At 50.1% G+C, this 25,257-nt stretch carries 18 protein-coding genes and 1 pseudogene; 3 read left to right on the top strand and 16 right to left on the bottom strand.

The window, feature by feature from the left end:
• The first annotated feature begins 31 nt into the window (after nt 1-31).
• From hemH to BCA33_RS00530, 3 genes and pseudogenes are all read left to right on the top strand, one after another.
• Nucleotides 32-1,141, top strand: a complete 1,110-nt coding sequence (gene hemH / locus BCA33_RS00540) for a ferrochelatase (RefSeq protein ID WP_071262857.1) — start codon at nt 32-34, stop codon at nt 1,139-1,141.
• A 1,043-nt stretch (nt 1,142-2,184) separates the two neighbouring features.
• Nucleotides 2,185-2,667 (top strand): annotated as a pseudogene (locus tag BCA33_RS00535) (IS3 family transposase); the annotation flags it as partial.
• Between the two features lie 402 nt (nt 2,668-3,069).
• Nucleotides 3,070-3,366, top strand: a complete 297-nt coding sequence (locus tag BCA33_RS00530; protein WP_071262855.1) for a hypothetical protein — start codon at nt 3,070-3,072, stop codon at nt 3,364-3,366.
• Between the two features lie 223 nt (nt 3,367-3,589).
• On the opposite strand, the gene brxL is transcribed toward BCA33_RS00530, so the two are convergent.
• The 16 genes from brxL to brxC all read right to left on the bottom strand — a co-directional run bounded on the left by brxL (nt 3,590) and on the right by brxC (nt 25,226).
• Nucleotides 3,590-5,638, bottom strand: a complete 2,049-nt coding sequence (brxL, locus tag BCA33_RS00525) for a protease Lon-related BREX system protein BrxL (RefSeq protein WP_071262854.1) — start codon at nt 5,636-5,638, stop codon at nt 3,590-3,592.
• 13 nt (nt 5,639-5,651) lie between these two features.
• Nucleotides 5,652-8,273, bottom strand: coding sequence for a BREX-1 system phosphatase PglZ type A (gene pglZ / locus BCA33_RS00520; RefSeq protein ID WP_071262853.1), 2,622 nt, complete (start codon nt 8,271-8,273; stop codon nt 5,652-5,654).
• Nucleotides 8,274-8,404: 131 nt separating this feature from the next.
• On the bottom strand, nt 8,405-10,009 hold the full coding sequence (locus tag BCA33_RS00515; protein ID WP_071262852.1) for a DUF4041 domain-containing protein: 1,605 nt from the start codon (nt 10,007-10,009) through the stop codon (nt 8,405-8,407).
• Nucleotides 10,010-10,111: 102 nt separating this feature from the next.
• A complete protein-coding gene (locus tag BCA33_RS00510) occupies nt 10,112-10,867 on the bottom strand; it encodes a hypothetical protein (RefSeq protein WP_071262851.1) in 756 nt (251 codons plus the stop codon).
• Entirely contained in the window at nt 10,867-12,015 is a 1,149-nt protein-coding gene (locus BCA33_RS00505) for an AAA family ATPase (protein WP_071262850.1), read from the bottom strand. Before BCA33_RS00505 ends, BCA33_RS00510 begins: the two co-directional genes overlap by 1 nt.
• 85 nt (nt 12,016-12,100) lie before the next feature.
• Nucleotides 12,101-13,381 carry a hypothetical protein gene (locus BCA33_RS00500; protein WP_071262848.1) on the bottom strand — a complete coding sequence of 427 codons (1,281 nt, stop codon included), beginning with the start codon at nt 13,379-13,381 and terminating at the stop codon, nt 12,101-12,103.
• A gap of 12 nt (nt 13,382-13,393) precedes the next feature.
• Complete coding sequence (locus BCA33_RS00495) at nt 13,394-15,130, bottom strand: DUF262 domain-containing protein (protein ID WP_302848205.1); 1,737 nt, start codon at nt 15,128-15,130, stop codon at nt 13,394-13,396.
• A gap of 79 nt (nt 15,131-15,209) precedes the next feature.
• Nucleotides 15,210-15,371: a DUF262 domain-containing protein gene (locus BCA33_RS22615; RefSeq protein WP_217632573.1), complete on the bottom strand. Its 162-nt coding sequence runs from the start codon at nt 15,369-15,371 to the stop codon at nt 15,210-15,212.
• Entirely contained in the window at nt 15,371-17,170 is a 1,800-nt protein-coding gene (pglX, locus tag BCA33_RS00490; protein ID WP_139172842.1) for a BREX-1 system adenine-specific DNA-methyltransferase PglX, read from the bottom strand. Before pglX (BCA33_RS00490) ends, BCA33_RS22615 begins: the two co-directional genes overlap by 1 nt.
• Nucleotides 17,167-17,349 (bottom strand): hypothetical protein, encoded by a 183-nt coding sequence (locus tag BCA33_RS00485; protein WP_071262846.1) that lies wholly within the window; start codon nt 17,347-17,349, stop codon nt 17,167-17,169. The genes pglX (BCA33_RS00490) and BCA33_RS00485 overlap by 4 nt, the downstream gene beginning before the upstream one ends.
• A complete protein-coding gene (pglX, locus tag BCA33_RS00480) occupies nt 17,346-19,298 on the bottom strand; it encodes a BREX-1 system adenine-specific DNA-methyltransferase PglX (protein ID WP_071262844.1) in 1,953 nt (650 codons plus the stop codon). Before pglX (BCA33_RS00480) ends, BCA33_RS00485 begins: the two co-directional genes overlap by 4 nt.
• A gap of 127 nt (nt 19,299-19,425) precedes the next feature.
• The gene (locus BCA33_RS00475) at nt 19,426-20,136 is read right to left on the bottom strand and encodes a hypothetical protein (RefSeq protein WP_071262843.1); all 711 of its coding nucleotides are present in this window, start codon (nt 20,134-20,136) and stop codon (nt 19,426-19,428) included.
• The gene (locus BCA33_RS20990; RefSeq protein WP_254774056.1) at nt 20,136-20,570 is read right to left on the bottom strand and encodes a hypothetical protein; all 435 of its coding nucleotides are present in this window, start codon (nt 20,568-20,570) and stop codon (nt 20,136-20,138) included. Before BCA33_RS20990 ends, BCA33_RS00475 begins: the two co-directional genes overlap by 1 nt.
• A complete protein-coding gene (locus BCA33_RS20985; protein WP_254774055.1) occupies nt 20,567-20,845 on the bottom strand; it encodes a hypothetical protein in 279 nt (92 codons plus the stop codon). The genes BCA33_RS20990 and BCA33_RS20985 overlap by 4 nt, the downstream gene beginning before the upstream one ends.
• Entirely contained in the window at nt 20,842-21,504 is a 663-nt protein-coding gene (locus BCA33_RS00465) for a hypothetical protein (RefSeq protein WP_217632571.1), read from the bottom strand. Before BCA33_RS00465 ends, BCA33_RS20985 begins: the two co-directional genes overlap by 4 nt.
• A 68-nt stretch (nt 21,505-21,572) precedes the next feature.
• A complete protein-coding gene (gene brxC, locus BCA33_RS00460; protein WP_071262841.1) occupies nt 21,573-25,226 on the bottom strand; it encodes a BREX system P-loop protein BrxC in 3,654 nt (1,217 codons plus the stop codon).
• Between the last annotated feature and the right edge of the window lie 31 nt (nt 25,227-25,257).

Below are 25,257 nucleotides of genomic sequence, written 5' to 3'. Positions count from 1 at the left end.
CAAACGATCAACGCTCAGGATCCATCCCCTCATGCAATACAAAGGTTCAAAGAACTTCCGGCACAACCAGCCGGAGCGGATTGGTGTGCTGGTAACCAACCTTGGCACTCCGGATGCACCTACCCCTTCAGCTTTACGGCGTTATCTGGGGGAATTTCTCTCCGACCCAAGAGTCGTCGAACTGCCCCGGCCACTGTGGTGGCTAATACTCCACGGCATCATTCTTCGTATTCGGCCCAAGCGCAGCGCAGCGGCCTATGCAAGTGTATGGCAGCCCGAAGGCTCACCACTGCTGATTCATACTGCAAAGCAGGCTCAAGGTATTCAGGAGGTTTTGAAAAAGAAGTATGGCACTGACATGGTCGTTGGCTTTGCTATGCGCTACGGAAACCCCTCTATCCCCAGGGTGCTCGATGAAATGCACCAGCAAGGCGTGAGGAAGCTGGTGGTGTTGCCGCTTTATCCACAATATTCTGCATCCACATCGGCGTCGACCTTCGATGCAATTGCCAAAAACTTCTCGAAGCGCCGCTGGCTGCCGGATTTACGCTTTATCTCTCACTACCCTGATTACCTGCCCTATATCGAGGCAATGGCTCAGCATATTGAAAGCCACTGGTCTAACCATGGGCGCAAACAAAAGCTGGTGCTGTCCTACCACGGCGTGCCTCTGAAATACCTCACCAAGGGCGATCCGTACCACTGCGAATGCCATAAAACATCACGATTTCTGGCAGAACGGCTTGGGCTGAAAAAAGAGGATTACATCACCACTTTTCAATCACGTTTTGGAAAGGAAGAATGGCTAAAACCCTATACCGACGAAACGCTTAAGGCCTTTCCTGGGCAAGGCATAAAGTCAATTGACGTGTTTTGCCCCGGCTTTTCATCTGATTGCCTGGAAACCATCGAAGAAATTGATGAAGAAAACCGCGGGTACTTTATGGAAGCAGGTGGCGAAGGGTTTAGCTACATCACTGCGCTGAATGCAACGCCCGGCCACATTGATGCATTGGTACAGCTGATAGAAGAGAACCTGCAAGGATGGCAATCTCCGGACAACCAGCCAGAAACGTTGGCTGCTCGCCAGAAGTTTGCGGACGAGCAAAAAGATAAAACCTACCCCGGTCGCAACCTTTAACCCCCAGGCTCAGTAGCACCTTCAAACGCTGCTGAGCCAAATGCTGCGCCGCCAACCTCTGCGATGGTTTACCTTGCCAAGGCTTGTGGTAACAGCAAATTTTCGATGCTGGCGATCGACAATACCCGTATCTCAATCGGTATCAGGCATGAAATTTAAAGCCTAGAACAACGAAAGAAGATCGTGAGTCGAAATATAATGGGCTGGATTCACAGCGAGCTTGGTGATGAAGGGCATCTTAAGAAGAGAGGTAACTGATTAATTCTATGAAAAAATGGCGGTGGGCCAGGGATTCGAACCCCGGGAAGGCTACAAACCTTCGGCGGTTTTCAAGACCGTCGGATATTGTTAGACTTTTACTCTAAAAATCAAATACTTAAATGAGCATCTGTATATTTTGTTTTGCTCTTGTGAAGCTTGTAAGTTGTTGTTTTGTATCGAAGCAATTCAGTCATAATATACAGTTTTTTAGGCGTCCTCGCCAACCGGATAGCTTGGTTTGCACAGGGGAATTAGTGTGAAGCAATACGAGACGGTCAAAAGTTTTATTGAGCTCGAAGTTGGAGGTTGCTGTCAAAATGACTGAGCCTGATGATTTCAAATCCCGAGTAAATCAATTGATAAAACATCCGGCGTTAAGGAAGCGATGATGAGCATCGAAGTTGGAGCACTCATTGGCATGGCCATCGGAATTTTAGGCGGTGCTCTGCTGACTACGTGGTGTCTGCTCTCACGTTATCAGGAAAAAAAGCAGATTCAGCGTCACAAGTCGTTGTCAAAATGATTAAACTTGCGACCGAACTAAAAAATAGCCGCAACACCGCACTTCCATACTGCTCAGGAATACTCTCACCAAGATGCTGCAGCCCAGACCGCACTCGCATTTGGCCGCATCCGGAACGATAGAACTCCTCAGAATTCAATGTACGCACACCAGGTTACCGTATGTACGATTTCGTACACATTGACTGGTTACGTTACTCCCGCCCTGGTCATGCCTCCATACTTGTGGTCGGAGATTGACACCATAAAGTGGCCGCTTCGGTGACATTACGTACATCTGGAGCGGCCAGCGATGGAGCTATCTGGCTGTGGTACTGGATCTGTACGCCCGGCGAGTTGTTGGTTGGGCAATGTCATCCAGTCCGGATGCGGACCTGGTTGTAAAAGCTCTGGATCACGCCTGGGAACAGCGTGGTCAGCCAGAGAAAGTTATGTTCCACTCGGATCAGGGAAGCCAGTATGCCAGCCGTAAGTTCCGTCAGAGGCTCTGGCGCTATCGAATAACACAAAGCATGAGCCGACGTGGTAACTGCTGGGACAACGCACCGATGGAGAGGCTGTTCCGGAGCCTGAAATCTGAATGGATACCGGTCCTAGGATATCGGAACCTCCCCGAGGCAAAAAAAGATGTAGGTGGCTATCTGATGGACTACTACAACCGGCAAAGACCTCATACGTTCAACGGTGGCATTTCTCCCGTTGCAGCAGAGGAAAACCTTAAAATACTGTCCGGGATTAGTTGACCACTACACAGACACTCTGAACGGTTAAACGGCATCGGATTTCTTGTGGGGGCTGTAAGCTTGGGGCTTACCCTTGGGAGTTCCGGAAGAAGATCCTGATTCGAATGTTCGCTTTTGTTTAAGGGCGGCGGCCACGACTAGGGGTTATGTCGCCATAACCTGGCCGAGCCGGCCAAGATATGGTGTCAAGAACACGCCCTATCGGCGTAAAACGTTTTTTCTCCTCGTTCGGATACATTTTCTTTATTTTTGTCACACATTACGCAGCCATTTTCATGTCTGCGTGTTGTCAATCGAACCGCTTGTAACTGAGTAATTTGGTCACTCTGCATTGGGAGCATCTTTGGCATTGGAGCCAGGGAGCTGCCCTATTTACAAATCCAAACTTCAGGTACAGCAGCAATGGCGATCAAGAAAGAAAAATTAACTGACAATTACGCGTCGATCCCAAATTTTATCTTGAGGGATTCGCAATTACCGCTCGACACCATCGGTTTACTCGTATATTTCCTCTCCCTACCGGAGGATTGGGAAGTCCGGGCCACCCAAATCCAACAAGAATTTGGAATTGGTAGGGAAAAACGACAACGAATGTATAAACAACTCGAGCATGCTGGCCATTTGGTACAGCTGAATGGGCGCGGAATTGATGGTCGCTGGACTACAGAAACAACAGCTTATCAAGTTCCTCGAAACTAGCAGTTACCGAGAACGGGGTTCCGGCAACGGTTCCCCCTACGCCGGGTAAGCCGACACCCGCTAACACGGCACTCTATGTAAGAAATTCCATACAAAGACAATTAAACAAATACGGAGATACTAACCGGCAGCCAGATGAATGAATAAGCGCGGCCGATAATTTACGAATATTCTTAATAAATACGCGCGATACTCCAAAAAACTCGATCGAGGGTCAATCTTCTCAATCAACTCCCAACGCCTTAAACACCGCATCCACAGGGTCGGCATAAAAACTCGTCTGAAACTTAGTAAACAGCTCCCCTGGCACAGTAGGAATATCAGCGGCGCTAGTAATAGGCAGTGCCACACGTTTGCCACCTGCATCAAAAGTCACCTGCAGACACTCAGCAAGGCTTTGAACAGGGTTTACGCTGCCGCCTAGACTCATATCACCAAGCACCACAGATTGTGCCTGTGTTGGCCGCGACATGATGCCAGAGGCAAAGGCGACCATGCTGGGTAGCGCCAGTGATTGGATGGGGCCACCGTTTTGCAGATCCACAAGGTGAAGGTGAAAGTCGTGCTCCAACACACGGGAAGCACCTGAGATCCGGGTTATGTTGGCTTTGAAATAATCAAACGCCATTTTTACCTGTTCTCGCAGGGGAGGCATGCTCCATAAGCCTGAAGTGGCAAGTTTGCCAGTGCCTTTGGTTACCTGCAGCTCGATGCGGTAGAGGCTCGGCACACCTTTGGCGCTAACACCAACCAAGTGCACCACACCCGGCTTGCTTGGCCCCTCAGGAATCAGCTTGCCACCGCCCTGCTCTTTCACCGTCACGAAATGCTCTTCCAGGCTTTCATTGTCTATGTAGCTAAAATGCACATCATAGAACTCCATGCCGCCAATTTTTTTGAGCTGCTCTTTAACGCGGCGACGAACTTCCAAGGCATATTCCAAACACTGGCGTACGGCCTCTTTATCAAGCTCGCCGTGTGGGTACAGCAGCTTCAGCAGGCCGGAAACCGTTTTGCGTACCGCAATCACATCACGCTGGTTCAGATCACTGCCAAGCTTGAAATGTTTGTCTATCGCATCCGCAAAGCTGCGCTTGCGCATCTCCCGATAGAACTCGGCCAGGTAATCCACGATCAAGCCATAGCGGTTGGTGAAGAACTCCGGCCGCATTTTGGGAATTTCCCAACCAGGGATATAGGCGTGAAAACGATCAAAGAAGGCAGAATCAACCATCGCAGCAGGGAACGGCGCCAGAAGATGGCTGGTTTTCACCAGCGACTCAACGGACTGGTTGATGTTGCCAATAAACACCATGGAAGCATTCGCCTCCATCTGCTCTCGACCACGGGCAAACGATCCCGAGGCCATGTAATCCTTCATTATCTGGATGCCGTCTTTGTCGCCGAAGTTAATACCTGCAACCTCATCAAAAGCGACCAGATCCCAAAGCCCCACCAGCCCCATTTTTCGGGTGCTCATGTTGTAGAACAGATTGGCAACCGTGGTCTGGCCGCCCGAAACAAGAATACTATTGGGCGAGCACTCCTTGTAGATATGGCTCTTACCCGTGCCCCTTGGCCCTAACTCACACACGTTATAGTTGTTCTCAACAAACGGAATCATCCGCGCCAGCAGGTGCCACTGCACGGTTTCATCCAACGACGCCGGTTCCATACCAATAGAACGAATCAAGGTTTCTCGCCACTGGTCTACGGTTAAGGCAGCACGACCCGCAAACAACTCAGCCATGTTCATATTGGGCATTTGAATTGGCTTTAGGGTGCTCACACCGAACGGCGAGCCCTTTTGTCCTTCTTCGTAATAATAGCTAAGCGTGGCGATTACCCAGATACCGCCAACAAGCAGCTTCTCATTTTCCTTAACAATACCGGCACCAATCTCCGCATCCTTGATACCGAGATTGGAAAACGCCGCCTCGTAGCAATCCTTTTTCTCATTCAGGCGCACGGTAACCCGATCGATCACTTTGTAGCTGCCCCGCTCCCGAACCAGTGACTTCACCTTCTCGGCTTCATCCGGGCGCACGTAGTTTTCAGACAGCACCTTTTTGACGTTATCCAGGCCAGTCTCAATGATTTCCGAGTCATCCGAGGCGCAGTACATGCCCAGCAAATATTCCAGCACGTACACCGGCACATTCGCGCCTTCCTTGATCTGCTTGGTCAGATCCTTGCGCACCACACGGCCCGCGAAATGGTCATTGAGTAACTGATCGAGATCCTTGTCGGCCTGCGCGGCTAAATCATTCATTCGTTCATACTCTTCAGAAAAAGTCGTCGGTAAAAGCCAGATCGATCACTACCCGATAGCGTTCAATTTCGGTGTTCAAGTCTTTATCTTTCAGCACAAGAAAGTAATCACGCTTACGATCAAAGTCTGTTCCCGCCAGCGACAACCGCACCGGCTTAACACGCTCGCCCATGGATTCCGAGGCACTGTCGAAGGTGATTACCTCTTCGCTGGACACCAGCTCGGCACCCTCGTAGATTCCCACCGCAATGGTAACCGGTAGCACCTGATCGCTAACCGCCTCTGTCTGCATCAGATCAAAGCGTTGGATATTGTTCACCATCTTCAGGCTCGGCTTTGGCGATATCACCTCCGCCTTGCGTTTGGAACGGCTCTCGGCCTTTTCGCCCCGAAGCTGCTTAACGGACAGCACCGGCACCACAATCTCCTGCGGCATGGCCCCGCCGTGAACAAAACGCGCCCCGCCCACAAAGTGGAAACGGTTTGCGCCTTTGGGAATCCAGAATCGCGTGTCAGAAGTTGTGCCCGCCGTTTGCTTGATAGAGCCGCACCAGGCATCTTTCGCATCCGCCAGATCGTGGCCAATCACGTAGCGCTTTTTGCTCTTCAGCGCATTGCCTGGTTTATCGACCAGTGCGGTTCTGTCCGCGGCTTCCAACTTGCTGTGCTGGAACAGGAACCCGTGGTCTGCCGTGATTAACACGGTGGTGGTGTTGAAGTGCATCATAATCTTGCGCGTCAGTTCCGTAAGCTCTTCAATCGCGTATTCCACCGCATCAAAAGTCTCAGACTCGGTAGACGCACTATCACCGCGAGCATCGACCACGTTGTGGTACACATACACCAACTGCTGATCCTTGAGCGCTTCCCGCCCTTCGTCCCGGCTCCATGCCTTAACGGTGTCTGCCTGTACGGCAATACCCTTGTAGCCCGCCAGAATCTTGCTGCGGTTGGCGCTGCCTTTACTGGACTTTCCATCTACAAATACGTCATCACTCACGCCTTCGCGGTACTCCAGCGTTTGATGCGGCAGCAAAGCCGCCATGCCCAGAGTGGTATAACTGGGCACCACGCCTAACTGGCTGGATAACTTGGCCTCACTGTATCGCTTCAGGTTAATACGATCCCGAAGCTCCACCGCCGCCTCATAGCGGAACGCATCGCTGATGATCACCACCTGGCGTTTACTGCGGGCGCTATCCTGTTTGGCCTTCACCCAATGTTCGTAAAAGTTCTGTTGATTGGGCACGCCAGAAATAAACCAATTCTCCAGACGATTTTCAGACTCAACTAAGTCGCCCCAGTTGCGAGCCAGCTGATCCAGATACCAGTTGGCGTAGCATTGCTCTACCGCGTCATCCAGCTGTTTTAGCAGCTCGATATGGGCCTTTTGGGAGGCTGCACAATAGTGCCGGTATTGGGTATCAAACTGGTATAGATCGGTTTCATAGGCTTTATAAAGCGCCTCGGTACTGGCGAAATGAAAGCCAGCGCTATGCGCCTGGCGCAGAGAAAATAACTGGATGGCAGCAGACAGCGCGGAATAGATCAGCCGGTACTTGCGACGGGTATCGTCGTCTTTATGACGAGAGGCCCAATAACCATCTAAGCGCTCTGAAATTACACGAGCGAAAACAGTGAAATCCGCTGGCCGGGCATCGGGAATTGCCTTAACCAAATCCACGATGATTTGAGTTTCTGCTTCCTGAAAGGTCGCCACATTAGTCAAAGTTTCAATCGGAAGATCGGCAATGCGGGACTTGATGTTCAGGGTGTTAGCCACCCACCCAGCTACCTCATCATAGGCCTGATAATAGCGAGAGCTATCACGCCAGCGAGACAACAAGGCCCGGGACGTAGCCCTGGCATTGGCAGAAGAAATGGCAACGGAGCTGGCCCAGCCTGGGACATCTGAAATGCTCTCGCAGTAACCCGTAGCCAGCAAGCGAATGAGGAAGTTGCCGAAATTAAACGCAGCCGCACCGCTAAGTTCTTCCGTAGAGGCGGGATAACCCACTTCGCCCTGCAAAGCACTCACCAGAGGCGGCACAAGACCGTACTTCTGCAACTCGACAAGAGATGCAGAAGTACACTCCAAGCCCTCACCGGCTTTTGCCAGCTCATCACCCAAGGTAAACAGAATATTGGCGATGTCCGGGCTTTCAGCACGTACAACCACCGCAATCATAGCCAGATCCAGCGCTTCCTCATTGAAGTCCGGTTGAATAAACCGCTTGAGTGCCGCGATCCGCCCCTTGCTCAAGAACTTCTCACGGTTGGCAAGGTGCGCTCGCAAGCTTTGTTGCTGCAATCCCAGTTCATTGAAGATGATGGAGATACGATCGGCGTAGAAGCTGCGGGAATAGAGCTTTATATCCAGCAGCCAGTCGTTCTCAGGTTCAGGCTCTGCTTGCGGGAAATACAGCAGGTATTTGCCTTTTGGATCCTCCAGCTCAAGCTTCAGCTTTACAGCCAGGGCAGACGCACCGGCCATATTCAGTAGCTGAACATCGGGCAAATCCAGCTGTGAAAGCTCATCGGTGAAGCTTTGCTCCGGGTCGTACCAGAACACCAGGCGGTGGTTTTCGGAGAAAAAAGCCTGATGAAGCCCTTGGGTGAGCTGTTTTGAATCCATTTACTGCGCCTTATCCAAACATCGGTTAAATCAAAAGCTTAGCATTTACCACAGGTTGCTGAGCGCGCCAGACTGCGAGCGCAACCTCAATGGCCTACAGCGGATCAATAACTAAAACGACGTGTTTTTACTCATGCTGTAACCGGAGTTTCGGTGACCTGCTTTCTGGAAATGCTCAAAGACTCCCGATACTCCGCTGCCTCAGCTTTCATTGTCCAGTGTATTTCATTCATGCCCTGCTGCTCCGCGGCTTGTCGAATCTCTGCGACATTCAGGTTAAAGAATTCCTTGCGGTGGTTTACCTTGTTCACAGAAGCATCATCAAACCGACGGTGCAGTGCTTTCTCCAACGCTGGGGCGTCGTCACTGTAGATCATTGCGTGGACATCGAAATCAAATGGAACGGACGCGTCGCCCAACTCTTTCACTCGGTCTGTGGGCTCCAGCCTGCGCGTCATGCCAATTTTGAAAACGTTCTCACCAAAACTACCGATGTTGCTGATAACATAAACATGGCCACGTTTTGTTTGCTGCGCCATTGAAAGCGCCCGCTGCCCCCTGCTCTCCGCTTCACCCAATTTGATCTCCAGTTCCGCAAGTTTCGCCTCATACTCAGCACGCTGCTCACCGTGGGCAGAAGCCAATTCTTTTCGGGCGGCTTCCAAGGCTTTTTGTAGCATACGCTCTTCTTTTTCAGCCTCTTTAATGGCCTTTTCCATTTCACGGCGAGCTTTTTCCTCCTCGCGCATTTGCTCCCGAATAGCCCGTTGTTCCTCCCGCTCAATCTGTCTTAGCTCGTGAGTGGCAACCGCCCATTGGAGTTCGTCCAACCGGGCTTCAAGGTATTCCTGATTAATCCGGGCATTTCGGAAGGGCATGCCGTTATGATTAACTAGAGCAAAGGCATCCAGAACTTCCTGTTTGATCTTGCCGTAATTGTCGTGCTTTACCTTGGCCAGGGCCGAATCAACTTTACCGTTGAAGGCATCCACCGCGAAGTGGATCGCAAATGCCCGGCGGTTCGCCTCCGCATAATCACAAGCACCGGCATAGCCGTTTTTCACCATATCCCGAACGCGCTTTCGGGCCCGTTTTAATTCCTCGCCCGCCTCCTTATGGCTGTATTCGTCCGCCAGCTCATCCAAAACCGCATGGTTTGGAATAATATAGTCGTCTTTATACCCCTGAATGGTATTGCGCATGGCCACCACCGTGGCTTCATACAGATCGGCCTTACCCTTGGCAGCCAGTGCATCCCCAGCCACTTCCTCAGCCTGACGCCTCGCAAAATCGAGCATCCTGTCCGACTCCCCTCGACCGTCGGCCTCAATCTGTTCAGCTCTCAATTTTGCATCTTTGAGAGCTGCCTTTGCTTCAATACTGATATGGCTGGCTTCCTCTTTTGCCGCCCCCAGCCTTTGCTCAGCTTCCGAGTACACGCGCTCCGCGTCACTCTTGATCGTCCGTGCCTGTATTTCTGCTTTACCAAGTAACAGCCGCGCGTGCTGTTCCATGTCGGTAATTGGCTTGTACTTGGCATCGAGGTCAGCGCTGTATTGCTCGGCTTCTTTTCTCTTCTCTTTGGCCTCTTTCAAGGCCACCATTGCCGTAGCCAGCTTTTTCTTCATGGCGTTTCGGCTACGCCTGGAAAGCCACGCGATCACGACCGGAGTAAAGAAAATAAGAAGGGTGACGACGACGACGACGGCATCAACCGCCGGGGTTGTTTCTTCCATGTTTATTTCCTGTTTATCGTTTTAGTTTTCCAGTAAAGAGCGAGACAACACTGTGCTTTGAGTTCACTTCACAATGGCGCGTGAACCCTTAGTCCTGACGAATCAGCGCCTGATTGCAGCCGCTCGCACAACCGCATCCTCAAGCGCAGCTTTAAACTCGCGCAAAGACGGCATATCAATTCGGGAGATATCAATCTGTTTGTCCTTAACCATCTCTGAAAGCGTTTCGGCTGAAGGGTGTTTTCCTAGCGCGGTTTCTAATTGTTCTTTCAGTGGGTTTGGGGCCTTATCGTTTCCGGAGTTCTTTTCAAGGGCATCGCAGTATTGATAGGGAGACGGTGATTTTACAGCACACAAAAGCCACGCCTCCGATTTTGGGGCAGGCATCATAGGAACACCATAATCAAAGCCAGCATCCTGAAAACCGTTTTCCATCGATTGAACTTTTTTGCGTCGAGTGCCTCTTCCGGCAGATGCCGTACCATCGCTATCCCGGAACAAGACAGCAACCACGGTCCCCTGCAGCTCGCTAGCCAACTTTTGTGCTAGCTCGCCCAAGCCTCGGGCGTTCCGACTAAAATAGCCTGTTTCACGATCTGTCTTCTTTCCCGGCAGGGGAATATTGCGGCCACCGCTGGTTTTTTTGCAGTGCTTACCCAACGATTTCTCGCTGACAAATCCCACTTGATCAAAATCGATATGAGAGAACTCAAATCCCAGAACCTTCTCAACCCACTGGTCAACAAACCACGCCATAGGCCCAGGCTGAAAGTTTTGCGAATGACAAATGTCCCCAGTATCCGCTGTGCAGCGCACTATATCAGACAGCCCCTCACCACTGAGTAGCAAATGAACCATTACCTAGCACCTTCCATTTCGCTGATCTCGACAGCGAGTTCAGATAGGTGGGTATCTACAAACACTTCTCCCGGCCCCATCACAGAAAGCTTTTCAGCCATGGAAGGGATCGAAAACAACGGTATTGCCTGAGTTGCGCCTTTAGGGGTTTTGTAGAGATAGATCACACCCTTTGTGGCGATGTCATCTTCCAGGTAATTCAAGATCAGCGGGCTGTGCGTTGTCACCAACACTTGGTGTTTGCTGCCTACCAGCGCATCCACCAAAAACTCGACCAGTTCTGGGTTAATGCCGTTTTCAATCTCATCAAAAATCAGGAAGTGCTCGTCTGAGTCCAGTTGCGAAAGAACCGCCATCAAACGCAGCATGCCATCGTTGATGTGTTCTGCCGGTGTTGACAGCAATTGCTTTCCAAAACGCTCCTTAATGCCAAGCTGCTTCCAGCCAGAACGCAGAGATTTGGTGTCGATGCTCTCGAGCTGCCCATAAACACCAGCCAGCCGACTTTTGAGAGCTTCTCGCTTGTCCTTACCCAGCTCATGTAAGTAGGCCGATAGGCGCTGGCCGCCAAGCCCTAATTGACCATCTGCACTTCGGGTTTTCATGCGTAGTTGCGCCGGAGACAACAGATCCAGCGAATGCACTTTCAGCAGTTCATTGCGCAATACCAGCAACGGGCCCTTGATTTGGCTTTCTTTAAGCTGAGACAGAATGGATCCTTGATACTCGAAAACCACTTTGAACTTGTCTGCCTTGCCACCGCCATTTGTGCGAAGGGTACACTCGCCTTCCTGAACCTTCAGCAGTGGCTCCCCATTGAGCAGAACAGCTTCAGTTGTGCAGTGCAGAGAGTTCCTGTTAACACTGCCGCTCCAAACAAACTCGACCAAGGAGTCCAACTGCAGGGTAACTTCAAATTCGATATTCAGACGCGCGGAAAGCTTGGAGTTCAAATCTGCTTTTTCCCAAGACCGCTCGCTTAGCCAGCTGTCCAAATCACCACGCATGAGCTGTGAGAGAAAATCCATTGCTTGGAGTACCGTTGACTTACCGGCACCATTCAAGCCGACTAGACAACTAAATTTGGCAAGATTTACCCTGAAATCGACTAGGGATTTAAAGTTATCTATGTGAATCGTCGTAATCATGAGATTTCCACTCGTTACCTTGCCCAGGCCGTATCCCCAAGCAAACGTCTATTTTATATCTGTCGCAGAGGTGTATTCAGCGACGCTACGCTCTGTCTTCACTTGATTCTGCGTCAACGAATTCCCCGGCTGCCTGAAACTCTTCGTACGTCTTTTCCCAATTTAGCTCCGGGTATGCGGACTTAATGCTCTCTAAAAAATCATCTCTATTAAGAGTGGCAAACGTTACGTCTTTATAATTCACTTCCAGCTTCATGTTATTAACCAGGTCATCTAGCTTCGGAAATGCTTTTGATAACATACCCTCCAGCCAATCCCGAATGTCAGATTCAGATGGATTACCGAACAACCCATAAAGTTCGTCAGGCGGGTACTGCACGACGATGGGCAGATAGTAGGCGACCATTAAAAACTTGGATTTAGACAATGTTGCTTCGAGATTTTCCTTAACTGTCTTTTGATGTTCTGTAATTTTTACTCGCAATTCATTAAGCCGCTCTTCCAGCTTTGGCAATGTAGCCTTGCGAATAATACGGCCATGCTTTTTGCCGAGGGATCGGGTGAAATTATGGCGAATCTCCCGCAACTCCCTGTCCAATGCCGTGGAAGACACGCTCGCATCCTTATCAATAAGATCGAACGTCGTCTTTAGGCGTCCCTCAAGCTCCTTTTCACTACCAATGTTTTGAATGGATTTTGGAATGGCCAGTTTATGCCTTTGTATAGCAGCCCCTGTCAGGGTCAACTCTATGTATTGAAAATGAGGCTGGAAAACCCTTACTTGCCGCGCCACATCAAACTGTGCAGGCGGTGCCGCTTTTAGCTTGGCGCTAATATTGCTCAAAACATTCTGATCTACTGGCTCAGGCTTTGTCTCGCTCGTGGCATCTTGAATAGTCTGCTTTTTCTCGCTGGTGTCCGCTTGCGCCAGAGCAATAGACTTTGAAGCTGGTGAAAGTCTTGCCATCGCCTCGGCAACTTGATCCGAGGTCAGCCGCATAGCATTGAGCGCTTCATTACCTCTGGCCTCACGCTCCAAAAATAACGCCGTCGGTGTGTAACTGAAGCCCTTTCCATCGGTAACAATCAAACCACTTCGCAGGCCGGCAATATGTTCAACACGTATGCCAGCTTCTTGCATAGCCTCAATGGCCTCCACCTCGCCATAACCCATGCGAATTACATTCTCATCCACATCGAGAAACACCAAAAGCAGGTCTGGCCCAAGACGGCCGGCTAAGTCAATCAACGCTTGGGCAGGTTTCATTTGTATGCCGGGCGCGGCATAGCAAACGTGACCTTGCGCATTCTCAATAAGTAGCGCAAGCTCCTCCGAATTTAGTTGAATGAAAAAAGACTCGCTCATCGGCTAAATTCCTTAAAGCTCGTTGCTAATTGACTGAGGCAAACGTTTTGAATCAGGTTCAGATTCTTGAAAGCTTTCAACTGCGTTCAGATCGATGTCAACAACGTGAAGCAGTTGTTTCTTAAAATCTTTATCACCAAGCTTTACGTTCCAGCGGTCCTCCATAAATGCGAGGAGATCCAAACCACGCTCGTAGATTTTGGTCGGTGTCCACTCCTCGCATTGCGCAATCTCATTTTCTGATACCGAACCATTGTAGTAACCGACACCGCTGCCGTTGTTAACCTTCTTGGGGAAGCTGTCATTTTGTAGTGATGAGTTCTTGGAACGCGAAAGCGGCAACAGGTTACCTAGTGAGTGTGTCAGATACCGCTGCTTCTCGCTTTTAAGGTGATCAAAACGTTCCGTCCAGTAAGGATCGACAGGTGTCTGCGGGAAAATATGCTCCAGCGTCACATGATCTCTTCTGTTAGTTTTTAGCGCTTCCCATGAGAGCTTGCTAGTTGCCTGTTTACCTTTCTCTCTCAACCACTGCTCGTGCTCATACAGAAAATAGCGCACGCCATCCCAGTGATAAAACCCATCCCTTTCTAGCTCATATTTGTCTTTGATATGATTCAGAAACTTGTCCGGATCGTAATACCAGTCGACCCAGCGCTCAATAGAATCGATCACTTCATCAATTGTTTTCTGCCCTGTCAATAACTCTCGGGACATGCCAAAGAACTCAGTATCCCCCGTATTCGATCTCCGCTGACTAAGGTTGAATATGGCGAAGTTATATCTTTCAGCCTGTTCAAGTAATTGGGAAATCTTTCGAGGATCTTGCCGCGAGACAAATGCAGACAGGATCAGTGGCCTAAAAGACCTAAAACTGAGCCGCCCCAGTCTGTCGAGCCAACGTTTCTGGGAGTCAATCAACTGATCTGTTTGAGCATAGAAAGGGTTGTGCATGTAGAACCAATATACAATAGACTGCTGAAGGCTCTTCACATAATCAGATATTTCTTCGATCTTAAGTTCATATTCCTCACCCTTGGGATTTGTGATGTTACGAGCGGTAAACTTCTCATCTAGAAGAAATCTTATGTAGTCATCACCTTTTTTTCTGGAGTACTTAAAGTACATCACCCAATGATTCCGAAGGAACAGGCTATCACTAAGCAACACTTCGGGATTCTTGCCTAGATATTCATACATGGATTTCCAAGCATCGTTGATATTTGACCTGAGCTTATCTTTGCCTGTGTTATTCCTAAAAAGCGTAGAGAGATAAATTAAACGGTTTTTCAACAACTCTAGACTAGTAAGTACTTTCCCTCGATTATTCATGGTTTCGAAAGTAACAAATACATCAATCTCATCGCTTATTTCATAAAGATTGAACTTGAATTTCTGGGTCGCCTTTTTATAAAGAGTTGAAATTTCAAGCAATGGAAGCTGAGAAAGTTTTTCAGTGAAGAATTTTTTTGCCTCTATAAGATTTCGTGTGTAAAGGGTCTCCATTTTCTGATTGGATGATGAATGCATACCAAAGATACGAGTTCGCAAAAACTCATCGCTGGGATTATCTTTTTCGTATCCAAAAATGTAACTCTCACGAATACCATCATCAGCTTTAAAGAGTATGAACTTTTTGCGAATATTTTCGATGGACTGCGAAGCCAGCAACTCACTTTCTGGCACTGTTTCGAGAATGGTCTGAATTAGAATCATTGAGGTCGTAATCCGCTGTTGGCCATCTACCACGTAGAAAGCTTATACGCCAAGTCCTCAATTAACCATTGATCATTTTCCCACTTCGACCAAATCTGCTCTGACACAGGCTCTAGGTAATTACGCCAGTATAGTGAACACGATCCGCCTCCAGTTGCACCAGATCCTCCCAAAAGTCTTCTAGGTGATGTGTTGTCCAAGCGTACCCCCGCTGATAATCCGGAATGCGTAAAATTCTTTCTTTGAAAATATTATTAAGACTTTGAAGCTCCATTACTGCCCTCCCGGCTTCTCACCCGTCACTGCCTTAACCTCAGCCAGCAAATCCCCAAACTTCCCATAGTTCACCTTCACGCCATCATCCAGATCCAGGCTGATGCGTTGATCGGCGTAGTGGCGGAGTTTTTCGTCGAATTCGGCGAGTTCGATTTGTTGTTTGTGCAGGGTGGCGACTTCTTTTTCCAGGCGCTTGGTTTCTGCGGTGGAGGTGCTGGCGTCTTTGTCTTGCTCTAGCTTCTCCGCGTAGGCGTTGAGCTTGGCGCTGAGGGGGATGACGTATTCGGTACGCATACGGGCAAGCGTGCTCTCGTTATAGCGGTGCAGGTACACCAGGCACTCGAAAGCCTTTTGTTTGCCGGAGCTGAACAGCCAGTAGATGGGGCGTTTTTTGTAGGTGCGCAGGTGGTCTTTATAGAACTGGGTGCTCAAGTAGCGGCGGATGGTGTCGAGGGCCGACTCGCCACGCTTGGGTTTTATGGCGTGCACGCAGAGGCTTTCGGCGACGAAATCGAGGTTTTCCTGTAGGTGTTCGTCGCCCCACACTACCCGGACAAATTCACGGAAACGGTTAGTGGCATCGTCGGGGAACCACTCCTGATCGGTGAGTGGCACAATGGCATTTTCGTCTGACGCGAAGCTTGGGGATGGAATCTGCTCTAGATAATCTTGGAGTGTTTCGCCTTGGCTGGCGAGGATTAGGCCTGGCTTGTCCAGCGAGTAGCGACCCATCATGCAACCGATGGCATAGCTTACCAGTTCCTTGAAAGTATCACACCGGAGCAAGGTCTCAAGCTCTTCTTCGCTGCGCTTGCCGCCATAGCGATAATGGGGGTTGCAAGTTAGAGTTATTTCATCCATTGGAGTGTTTTGATTCACTACATCCTGAAGGTTATATGCTTCTATAAACAGCCCATCATTTACCTCTTCGATATGATGAAGAGAATTTATAAGATATTTACACCTCCGCTGACTTTCGGCGTAGCTCAACTCAATGGTCTTGCTATGTTCTTTGGAGCTCAGCAATGGATTTTTCGTGAAATGCCATGAGGTCTCAAATGAATCCCAGTCTTCTTTAGCGTTTTCTATAGCCTTTTTTGCATTTTCTTCAATCTCAACTCTTTCTTTAAACTGAATTAATGGAAGGCTAGATATATTTCCTGCTTGAAAGTTAAGAGTAGGATTTAGCGTTTGAAGAAGAACCCCAGTTACCTTTGAGTTTAAGAACGCTAGAACTAGAAAATAGTCCTTATCATCTGGAAAGCAAGCAGACCCTCCCGCATCAAAAAGCTCGCCCCCGGAGCTTGCGCGAGCTGAAAAGCGACTGGACGTTACAGCTCCCCAATTAATGTTTGGCTGGAATATGTATTCCAAATTAAAGTTAGTTGCCCAAACTCTATCTTCAGAGGGATGCCTTGTTGTCTGAAGAAGATACCCATCGTCCTCCCAGTTAATGACATCGTATTTATTACCATACCAACGGCGGAAACCACCTCCTTTCAGGTATGAAAACCATTTTTTCCCACTTTTTTTTGCTTTTTCCCTTGAGCAATAATAATTAAGTCCTGATTTTGAAAGAGAAACCTCATGCCAGTCACGCACATAAAGTGAATTCCGAGCGGTCACCATTCCCTTGCGTGTAGGAGCTAGATCTTCTAACTGCGTGCCGCTTTCAAAAGCTGTTAATTCTCCAGTTAAAGCCCAATACGCCACCGGACTCCCCGGAATCTTCATAAAATCCGCCGCAGAGGCCCGGTAAAAATGCTTCGCCATGTCCTTTGTTTCTTGCTGGCTCATTGTTCTGCTCCTCTGGGCAATGCGGTGCTGTCGATGACATTGTGGTTTGCCAGTCGGTTCAATGTGGGGCTGGCGGCCTTGCCTTTCAGTTTGTGGCTGATCTGGTGTTGGTTCAGGGCGTGGACATTTGTTTGGCCGCTGTGCATCGGTACATTCTTGCTTGGCTCTTGAATAATCATTTGCCTACCTCATTCGCTGCCTGAATGATTTCCAGTGCTCGCGGCCCTTGTTGTGCCGCACCCCGGAAATCGGATAACCGCACGTATCCACCTTTGAAATGAGGGTTATAAGCGTTCTCCAGCGTAAAAGTACAAATGGGAACTGTCGCACCATCGAACCCTGAATATTCCAGCTGTATCAACGATGTGATTGTCTTTTCGGTAATCAGGTGCTTGCGTAACTGCTCATAGCTAGAGATGAACATCCACACGAAAGGCGTCATAAAACCAAGCTGAGCGCCCTCTTTTGACAAGCCCAGGTTCCGGATAATGAATGCTGAAAACAAATCCTTTTCATAACCTTTATAGGCCTCTTTCAGGTATTTTTTTACGGCCGGTGCTTGGTACTTACTGCCCATATACGGTGGGTTGGCAATCACCGCATCGTAGCGCTGAGACAGCACCCAAGCCTGACGAACATAAGGTAACAGTATTCCGGCAGCCGACTTTTGCATAACGTCGCCATTGAGTAACAAACGCTCCAGCTCATCTCGCAATCCTTTGAGGAGCTCAGCTTCTTCTTTCGGAACCTCAATCAAAGAACCAAATGTTTTGGCTTCGTTGAAGCGCTCTAAGGTGCGCTCCAGTAACTGATAGCGTTCATCCGCACTAGCCGCACTCAGATCAGCTTGGTCATTTTCAAACAAACTCTGCGAACTTCCCTGCTGCCAATCCCCACTCAGGTTCAGATCGCGCCAAAGTTGTGGCAGGTCGAGATGGCCAGTTTCTTTCAGCGACAGCACGTTAAGCGTTACATCGCCATCCGCCACACGGCTGAACAGCCGGCGGTCGTCTTCTCGGGCCAGCATCATCAAGGCGAAGCCGGCTAGCTGCCCTGCCCGGTCGTCGATATCCAGGCCAAACAGGTTGTGCTTCAGGATTAGCTGCGGAATATCCCGGCTGCGGTAGCCACGCTCTTCGTAGATGGCTTTGAGCACTTTGTAGACTTCGGTGAGGATGTGTCCGGAGCCACAGGCGGGGTCGAGTACTTTGATGCTTTCTGGGTCAATGCTCGCGGGAATGGTCTCAGTCATTTGCGCCTGCACCTCCGGTGGCTGTTCGCCCGGTTCGATGTAGTACGGCATCTGGTTTCTGAGCGGGCTGTCCGGATAGGTTTGCAGCCACTGGCGACCTACGGAGTTTTGCACCAGGTACTGAACAATCCAGTTGGGGGTGAACAGTTGAGTCGCGGCGGGGATGTCTTCGCTTTTGACCACCTTGCCGATCACCTGGTCTTTCTTCTCACTGATGTAGAACTGGTAAAGCCAGCCGATGATTTCCACATCCTGCCAGTCCTCTTCGGGGATGGCGCTGACCAGCTCACGGATCAGAGAGTCGGTTTTGGTGAGGTTATCGGGCAGCAGCAATTCGGTGGCGTCGTCTACTGCCTCAAACAGGAAGGGCATGGCTTCATGCAGTGCATGGCACTGGGCCAGCAGGAGTTCGCGGTAGAGCTCTTCGTCTTTGGTGCCGTCTAGCTTCAGGTCGGTGACTTTTTGCTTGTCCAAACCTGGCAGGTCTATGTCCAGGCAGTCGTGGAGGATTTGCGGTGTGCCTGCCTCGCCATCGGCAGAGTCGTGTTTTTCACCGCTCAACACCCGTCGGCCATGGTCCAGGTAGCCGTGTACTTCCATATAGCGAATGGCGCACAGGCGGTTAAACCAACTGTAGGCGGCCTGCTCCATCGCTTGAGCAAAACCCAGCTGCTCTACCCGGCGCTCCAGTGCTTTGCGCGGCTGAAAAGCCGACTTGGGAAACGCCTGCTCGCCAATCAGTGCTATATCGCCCCGCTGTTCGATGGGCGTTATGCCTTGGGCAGTTACGCCGTAACGGGCCGCTTGTTTGGTAACGGCGGCGATAAAGGCATTACGCGCTTTTGGGGCGTAGCGTTTGATGTTGGCGGTGTTCATTGGTACAGCTCCATGTTTTCTTGCCTACCTTGGGTGGCCTTTTTTTACACTGCGCTCACTTTTTTTACACTAATGCCGCAATTTGCTATTTTTTCTACACTAAAACTCATCTAGCAGCTGCCCATCATCATTCTGTTGGCAGTATTAGCAGATTTGCTGTATCTGTTTTCTGATTAATTGCCAGATCTTGCGTGCGCCAGGTTAGCGTTAAACAGCTTGCGTCATCAGTGGTGTTGGTGAATTCGGTATTGGTATCACTTTCGCGCTCTCGCCAGTATCCATCACTGGCTAAAATGAGTTTGCTGCCCGTACTAATCCAAAACATATTGGTTTCTGGTTCAGTAAATCGCTTGGCATTGATACTGCGAGTTAGCAAGTGCTGAAAATCCGAAGTAGCAGCCGTTGGTTCACCCAACGCTTTTAACGGGACATCTGCGGTATGGGGGCTATTTATCCATTTCACATCATAATCTTGATGTGCGCTTGCGCCCGCCAGCCCAACGAGGCAGTCACCGGCTGAAAGCACTATTCCTTCACCACTGCATCGGTCAACAACCACCAAACAGTAACTTGCGATTTCATTGAGATAGGAGTGACGCTGGATCTTTTGAGCCTTGCTAAGAATATCCACTATGCCCGTGCTATCTGGATTGAACCCGGTGTTATATGCAGCAGCAACGATAGTTTTTGCCCAGTGGTTTGCAAATGCCTGTGCCTTTTGGCTCTCAGCGGCATCTACCAGGCCCATCACAATTAGGTTTTCAGCCACACAGCAGCAGGCCAAATCGCAATTGTGCGCTCGCTCACGGCCCGTTTGGCTCACCCAATTGATCTGCATTACTCTGGCACCTGCGCTAGGTTTTCCAGCCTTTCAAACAAAATAGCCTCTCGCTCCTGGTCGCCACCTGCCTGACTGTTCACTGCATACTCGAAATTCTGGTCGTTGAGTAACTTGCCAAACTCATCCGCAAGGTAAGACCGGAGTTCACTGGAGATTTCACTAACTTCCCCAATCAAGGACTCTCGCCCATCAATTAGTGTAAGCACATCTTCAATATCATGACTGGAGAGCGCGTCTCCCCTTCCCCGTCCCTTATAGGCTTCCAGCTTTGTCGCCAAAAAGTACGGTGGGGTGACTAATCTTATCGAGAGGTCATCAGAAAGTTGAAAAGGCGTCGCAGTATTAAGCGCTTTGGCGTACCACTGGTTTGCAAACCCTAATACCGCGGCATCGTCTGGCATAAAATCCACACGCAGGTCACCCAGTTTCATTGCACATACAGGGCATCGTCGGCGGGATCAGGTGACACATCTTTGAAGCCTTTTTTACGCAAGGCCTTCTGAAGAGTATAAAAGCCAGTATGTCCTATTACATGAACGATAAGATCGACATCGTCTGTGTGGCGCACCTGCTCAATGACAAACTCATCGGTTAAAAAGAACCCTGTTGTGCACCCACCCACAAATGCGACTTGCTTCAACAGCTCGGGGCCCAGCGCCTCGGCCACTTTGGTTACCATTGTTTTGTGTAATGCAGACATGCTCATACTTTCACTTCCAGGTGTTTCTTCAAAAGCTCTGCCGCCAGATTTGCTTCTCGCGGGTTTCCAATTCGTATAGCGTCAACCAGGGCCAGCAGTGCATAAAGCTCTGGATCTCGCCGAACTGCATGGCCCACGGTTTTGAATAGAGGCTCCACTTCAAGCCCCTTCTTGTTCCCTCGTGCATCTGGCCATACTGGCGATAGCTCACCAGCACTGAAAAGTTGATCCTCTAACACTGGCGCTGCAAATGCAGTCCCTATCCCGCGCGCCAATTTCCCCGATCTGGCAGGAAACACATACTTCACCCCGTAGACAATAAATTCCAGCAGCGCTTTGGTGTTCGCTCTTGGCACGTTTGTTTTTCGATCTTTTTTGGCCAGGCCAACATCAAAACAACGGTGCAGCGCATTACTTATCTGCGACTTACCAATACCGGTTTCAGCTTCCAGATTTCGAACGGTATAAACTGTTGAGCGAAATAATTCAGGAGTGGCTAACCCGCCGTTAAATAATTCCGTCGGGTAGGCCTCTTCCTTCTCCCAGTCTTGCCAATCATGGGGCCAGGCAGCTGTTGCTTTACTGGCAGGGCTAAACGATTCTTGCTTTTGAAGTGAAACAAGCTTTAGCAACAACCCCAGATCTTGACTTCTCAATCCTTTCATATACCGCGCGTCCCGCGTTTTTGGACAAAGGACAAGCCTGTGTTGATAATGTTCAAAATGCAAGCCTTTTACTTCAAGCGGGCCCTTTTTCCAATCGCAATAGCGGCATCCAATTCATTTTTCAGGGCTTCGATAAAGCTATCAACGTCTTTCTGGCTTTCTAAATAGATGCCACTGCCTAGCTTACTGAATATCTTTGCCGCATTCACATCCACAACAGGTTTTGGCATGGCTACCGGTGCGGTTATTGCGGGCGCGTCTGGCGAGGGCTTGTTAGTGTAAGTTTCCGCATCTTCTTGAGCATCTCTTTGGGCCTTGGCTTGTTTTTCAGCCTCAGCACGCATGGCCCGTTCCAGTTCAAGCAGGCTGTCTTCGAGTTTTTCCTGGGCGGTCTGGGATTGCAGCATGAAAATTTGGGCAATGCTGGTTTCGGTTTCCAGATCTTCTTTTATAAGCTGCAACGGCCGTAATAGGCGGTTACTGAGATCTGGGCTGGCAATGCCGCTTTTCAGCATTTCCGCTTGTAACTGCTGAATACGCTCTTCTACTCTTTCAAGCGCGTGGTCCCGTTTTTCTGTGACAACTCGGGTGTTTACGGCCTCTACGGTTTCTATCAGCCCTGCCACTTTGTGCAGCAGGTTGTAAGGCGTGTCGGCTTGATTGATTTTTTTCAGTTCAGTGAGGGCTTTGTGCGCTGTCTCATCTTTATTCAATGCCTGGTGGTTCTTCTCGAACTGATAGAGCGCGGTTTGCAGTTGTTGCCAGCTGTGGAGCTGGTTGCTGAAGAATTCGTGAATATCGCGATAGTCTTCTTCTAAATCCAGGTAGTCGTTTTTGTTGTTGATAACGACTTTGAAAAAGTCAAAGCTCTCGCGGTTAACCAGCAAGCGCTCTAAGGTGAGGATGCCGTCTTCGATGATTTGCTTACCGGGGAATCGCCCCACATCTATCTTGCTTTTATAACTGCGCAGGTTGGTCAGCCACTGGTTCAAGTGGCTCTGGTAGAACTCGAACAGGTCTTTTTCAGTATCCGGGCCCAGAGCGTTAAACAAGTCTCGGGACAGGTTACGAGCCTGCTTAAGAATGGCATCGTCTACCTGGCGCTTCTTCTGTACCGAGATTTCTCTGCGCCTGCGGCTATTGTTGAGGTAATCAAATACCTCATTCAGCGGCATAGACGGGCCAGACGTGTGGAAGGAGATGCGCCCGGAGGCAGCCAGTCTGCCAAGTATCAACAGTATTTCACCATCCGGCCAGCCATAAGGGCGTGCGGCGAATCGGTCGATGATATCACTCACCAACAAGCGGTCGTCACCGCCTGTGCGCAGTGAAACGTATTGCTCTACATCTCTGACGGCCTGCGGGTTGCCCTCTTCGCCATCCAGGGCCATGCCCATCTGGGCGATATCGTCCACGGTAAGCACTGCGCTCAGTTCACGCAATGGCTCTTGCTGCAGTACCTTCAGGAAGCCAAGCTTGGTGTAGGTGTTCTCTAACACGTACTCGCATATCTCATCGAAGCGCACGGTTAGGCTGCTGGTGGAGAGCTGCAAGTGCTGGCCTAACGCATAGCACTCGGCGCGCAGAAGCATGTCTTCCAGAGTGTGGCGTAGGCGCTTGCGACGCTCTTGGTTTTCACGGCCCCGGTCGGCAAGAATGCGGGTGAGATCAGTGTTGCTGCCGTCGTCGTTCATGCGAATGAACTTGTTGGTCTTGAGCCAGGTACGCAACTCCTGAAAGAAAACTTTGTCATCGGGCAGTTTGATCACACCCTGGCCGGTGGCACCTTCGCTGGACTTGTTGATGCAGCCCGCTTCGCTGTATTGCACGTAATCCAGATCGAGTGGCGAAACGATTTCGACTCGTAAATCCGATTCGTAGCGACCATCCAGAGTGTGGCCATCCAAATAACGGCCAATGCTGTAGTCGGTCTTGTTTACGTGGTAACGGTATTTGTTTTTGTCTTTCAGAAGGTCTTTATAGATCAGGCTGGCCAGTTCCTTGTTTTCATCGGTGCTTGCTATGTCTGTGGCTTTGATCTTGCGGGTAATGTCCCGCTCTTCGTTGGTAAGAAAGACAAACTCGTCGCCATTGCGGGTGATCAGGCTTTCTTTCTCAAGCCGTTGCAGAGCTTCCTCGATGCGTCGGCGCAGGCCAAGCTTATCTTCGTCGATTTTCGCTATAGACAGGGTTACCAGGTTGTCCAAAGTGCCCTTGATCAACTCTACGTAGCGGATCATAAATAGGGTACGCAAAATTTGAACATCGAAGGCATCCAGGCTGGGGTTTTCACTGGCCTGGTCAATGGTGCGCTTTACGGCTGTGTCCAAAAAACCTTCTACGGAACGGTAAAAGGCGTGCATGGGAACCAGTGCGCCGATTTGCTCACTGGCCACACTCATGGCTGCCATCTGGAAGGCGTCCAGCATGGAACGTTCACCGTAGGCCAGGTGGGCACCGGTAGCGCCGACTTTGCGAATTTCCTCAAAAACCTTTTGCACCAATTGGAAGTGGTATGGCGCGAATGGGTAGTTGGCCACAAAGCTTTCCGGGCCATCGAAGTTGTTGAGTGTTGGCCCGGAGCGGTCAAAGGTAATCTGGTTGCGGAGTATGTCGCCGCTCTGCTCCCAGGCCGCCCTTAGTTCGGTTTCCGCTTCTGGAGTTTTCCGCAGCAAACGCTTCTGGATGACTTCGTCTGTGTTGGAGCTAGACAGGGACAAGCGAGTTTTGAACCGGCCGGCGATCTTGGAGAAGTCGTTGGCTTTGGATGAAGTGAGGTCACCCAGTACAGCTTCCATGTCTGCCTGCGACGTGACAACAATCCAGGCTCGACCGTTACAAATGGTACCCAGGTTTTCGGTGATGGTTTGCAGGGTGAGCATGAGCTTAGTGTCGGAACCAATAAACTGCCCTACTTCGTCCACCATGAATACCATGCGATGTTCGGGGCCTTGGGCATCCAGATACTCTTTGACCCAATGGCAGAAGTTTTCCACAGAGACCGAGAAGGTTTCTTCAGATTCTTCAAACCATTTGTGTGCAGCGTCGGCAGAGAGGTTCAGCGCCTTGGCGATGGCTCCTTCGATATCGTCCTGATAGAACTGGTAGCCATCCCGCTCGTCTTCCCATTGGGAGTTGGTCGATTCTGCGAACGCGTCTTTGAAAGCCTGATAGACGCCCTTCTGCTCCAGGTGGCGCTCCATGTGTGCAATATGGGGGTGGTCGCCACTGAACCCTTGGTGTTCGTTAAACACCCGCAGAAACACACTGAGAATCGGGTTACCGGCATCGTTGGAGCTGGCCTTGGAATCGATGTTAAAGAGGATGACATCCGCTAGGGTGTTCGCCGCTTTCTGCACATCGGCGCGGATCATGGCATCGCGTAGCTTTTGCTCGTCGAAAAACTCTACCGCGTGCTTGGTATTGCCCTGCTCATCATAGGCCTCTTTGTTTTCGAGCAAGTAAGAAAGGGCTTTGAGGAAGTGCGACTTACCCGAACCGAAGAAGCCGGAGATCCAAATACCAACCCGATTGGAGATAGAGGGGTCTTGCAGGTTGGTTCCGTAGCTCTCAAAAAAGGCTCGAAAGTGCTTTTCCAGCTCGTTGGTAACCACATACTCTTCCAGCTCCTGCCAAACGGTTGCATCGTCGGCCTGGTCGGCTTTAACCACACCGTTGATTGAACGATCCAGGGGCTTGAAGAAGAGGTTTTTAATGGTCATTACGGATCATCCTTGGTTGCGGCTTCTGGTG

This window comes from Marinobacter sp. AC-23, from assembly GCF_001858325.1.
Lineage (GTDB): Bacteria > Pseudomonadota > Gammaproteobacteria > Pseudomonadales > Oleiphilaceae > Marinobacter.
The sequence above is the reverse complement of the archived record's forward strand: the minus strand, read 5'-3'. Positions and strand labels throughout refer to the sequence as shown.

What these genes read in the sequence shown, in the direction of transcription:
- BCA33_RS00465 (WP_217632571.1), bottom strand. Translation starts at nt 21,504, where the DNA reads ATGAAAGGATTGAGAAGTCAAGATCTGGGGTTGTTGCTAAAGCTTGTT.
- BCA33_RS22615 (WP_217632573.1), bottom strand. Translation starts at nt 15,371, where the DNA reads ATGGAGCTTCAAAGTCTTAATAATATTTTCAAAGAAAGAATTTTACGC.
- BCA33_RS00500 (WP_071262848.1), bottom strand. Translation starts at nt 13,381, where the DNA reads ATGAGCGAGTCTTTTTTCATTCAACTAAATTCGGAGGAGCTTGCGCTA.
- BCA33_RS00485 (WP_071262846.1), bottom strand. Translation starts at nt 17,349, where the DNA reads ATGATTATTCAAGAGCCAAGCAAGAATGTACCGATGCACAGCGGCCAA.
- BCA33_RS00505 (WP_071262850.1), bottom strand. Translation starts at nt 12,015, where the DNA reads ATGATTACGACGATTCACATAGATAACTTTAAATCCCTAGTCGATTTC.
- BCA33_RS00475 (WP_071262843.1), bottom strand. Translation starts at nt 20,136, where the DNA reads ATGCAGATCAATTGGGTGAGCCAAACGGGCCGTGAGCGAGCGCACAAT.
- BCA33_RS00530 (WP_071262855.1), top strand. Translation starts at nt 3,070, where the DNA reads ATGGCGATCAAGAAAGAAAAATTAACTGACAATTACGCGTCGATCCCA.
- brxL (WP_071262854.1), bottom strand. Translation starts at nt 5,638, where the DNA reads ATGAATGATTTAGCCGCGCAGGCCGACAAGGATCTCGATCAGTTACTC.
- pglX (WP_071262844.1), bottom strand. Translation starts at nt 19,298, where the DNA reads ATGAACACCGCCAACATCAAACGCTACGCCCCAAAAGCGCGTAATGCC.
- BCA33_RS00510 (WP_071262851.1), bottom strand. Translation starts at nt 10,867, where the DNA reads ATGGTTCATTTGCTACTCAGTGGTGAGGGGCTGTCTGATATAGTGCGC.
- BCA33_RS00515 (WP_071262852.1), bottom strand. Translation starts at nt 10,009, where the DNA reads ATGGAAGAAACAACCCCGGCGGTTGATGCCGTCGTCGTCGTCGTCACC.
- pglZ (WP_071262853.1), bottom strand. Translation starts at nt 8,273, where the DNA reads ATGGATTCAAAACAGCTCACCCAAGGGCTTCATCAGGCTTTTTTCTCC.
- hemH (WP_071262857.1), top strand. Translation starts at nt 32, where the DNA reads ATGCAATACAAAGGTTCAAAGAACTTCCGGCACAACCAGCCGGAGCGG.
- BCA33_RS20990 (WP_254774056.1), bottom strand. Translation starts at nt 20,570, where the DNA reads ATGAAACTGGGTGACCTGCGTGTGGATTTTATGCCAGACGATGCCGCG.
- pglX (WP_139172842.1), bottom strand. Translation starts at nt 17,170, where the DNA reads ATGAGCCAGCAAGAAACAAAGGACATGGCGAAGCATTTTTACCGGGCC.
- BCA33_RS20985 (WP_254774055.1), bottom strand. Translation starts at nt 20,845, where the DNA reads ATGAGCATGTCTGCATTACACAAAACAATGGTAACCAAAGTGGCCGAG.
- brxC (WP_071262841.1), bottom strand. Translation starts at nt 25,226, where the DNA reads ATGACCATTAAAAACCTCTTCTTCAAGCCCCTGGATCGTTCAATCAAC.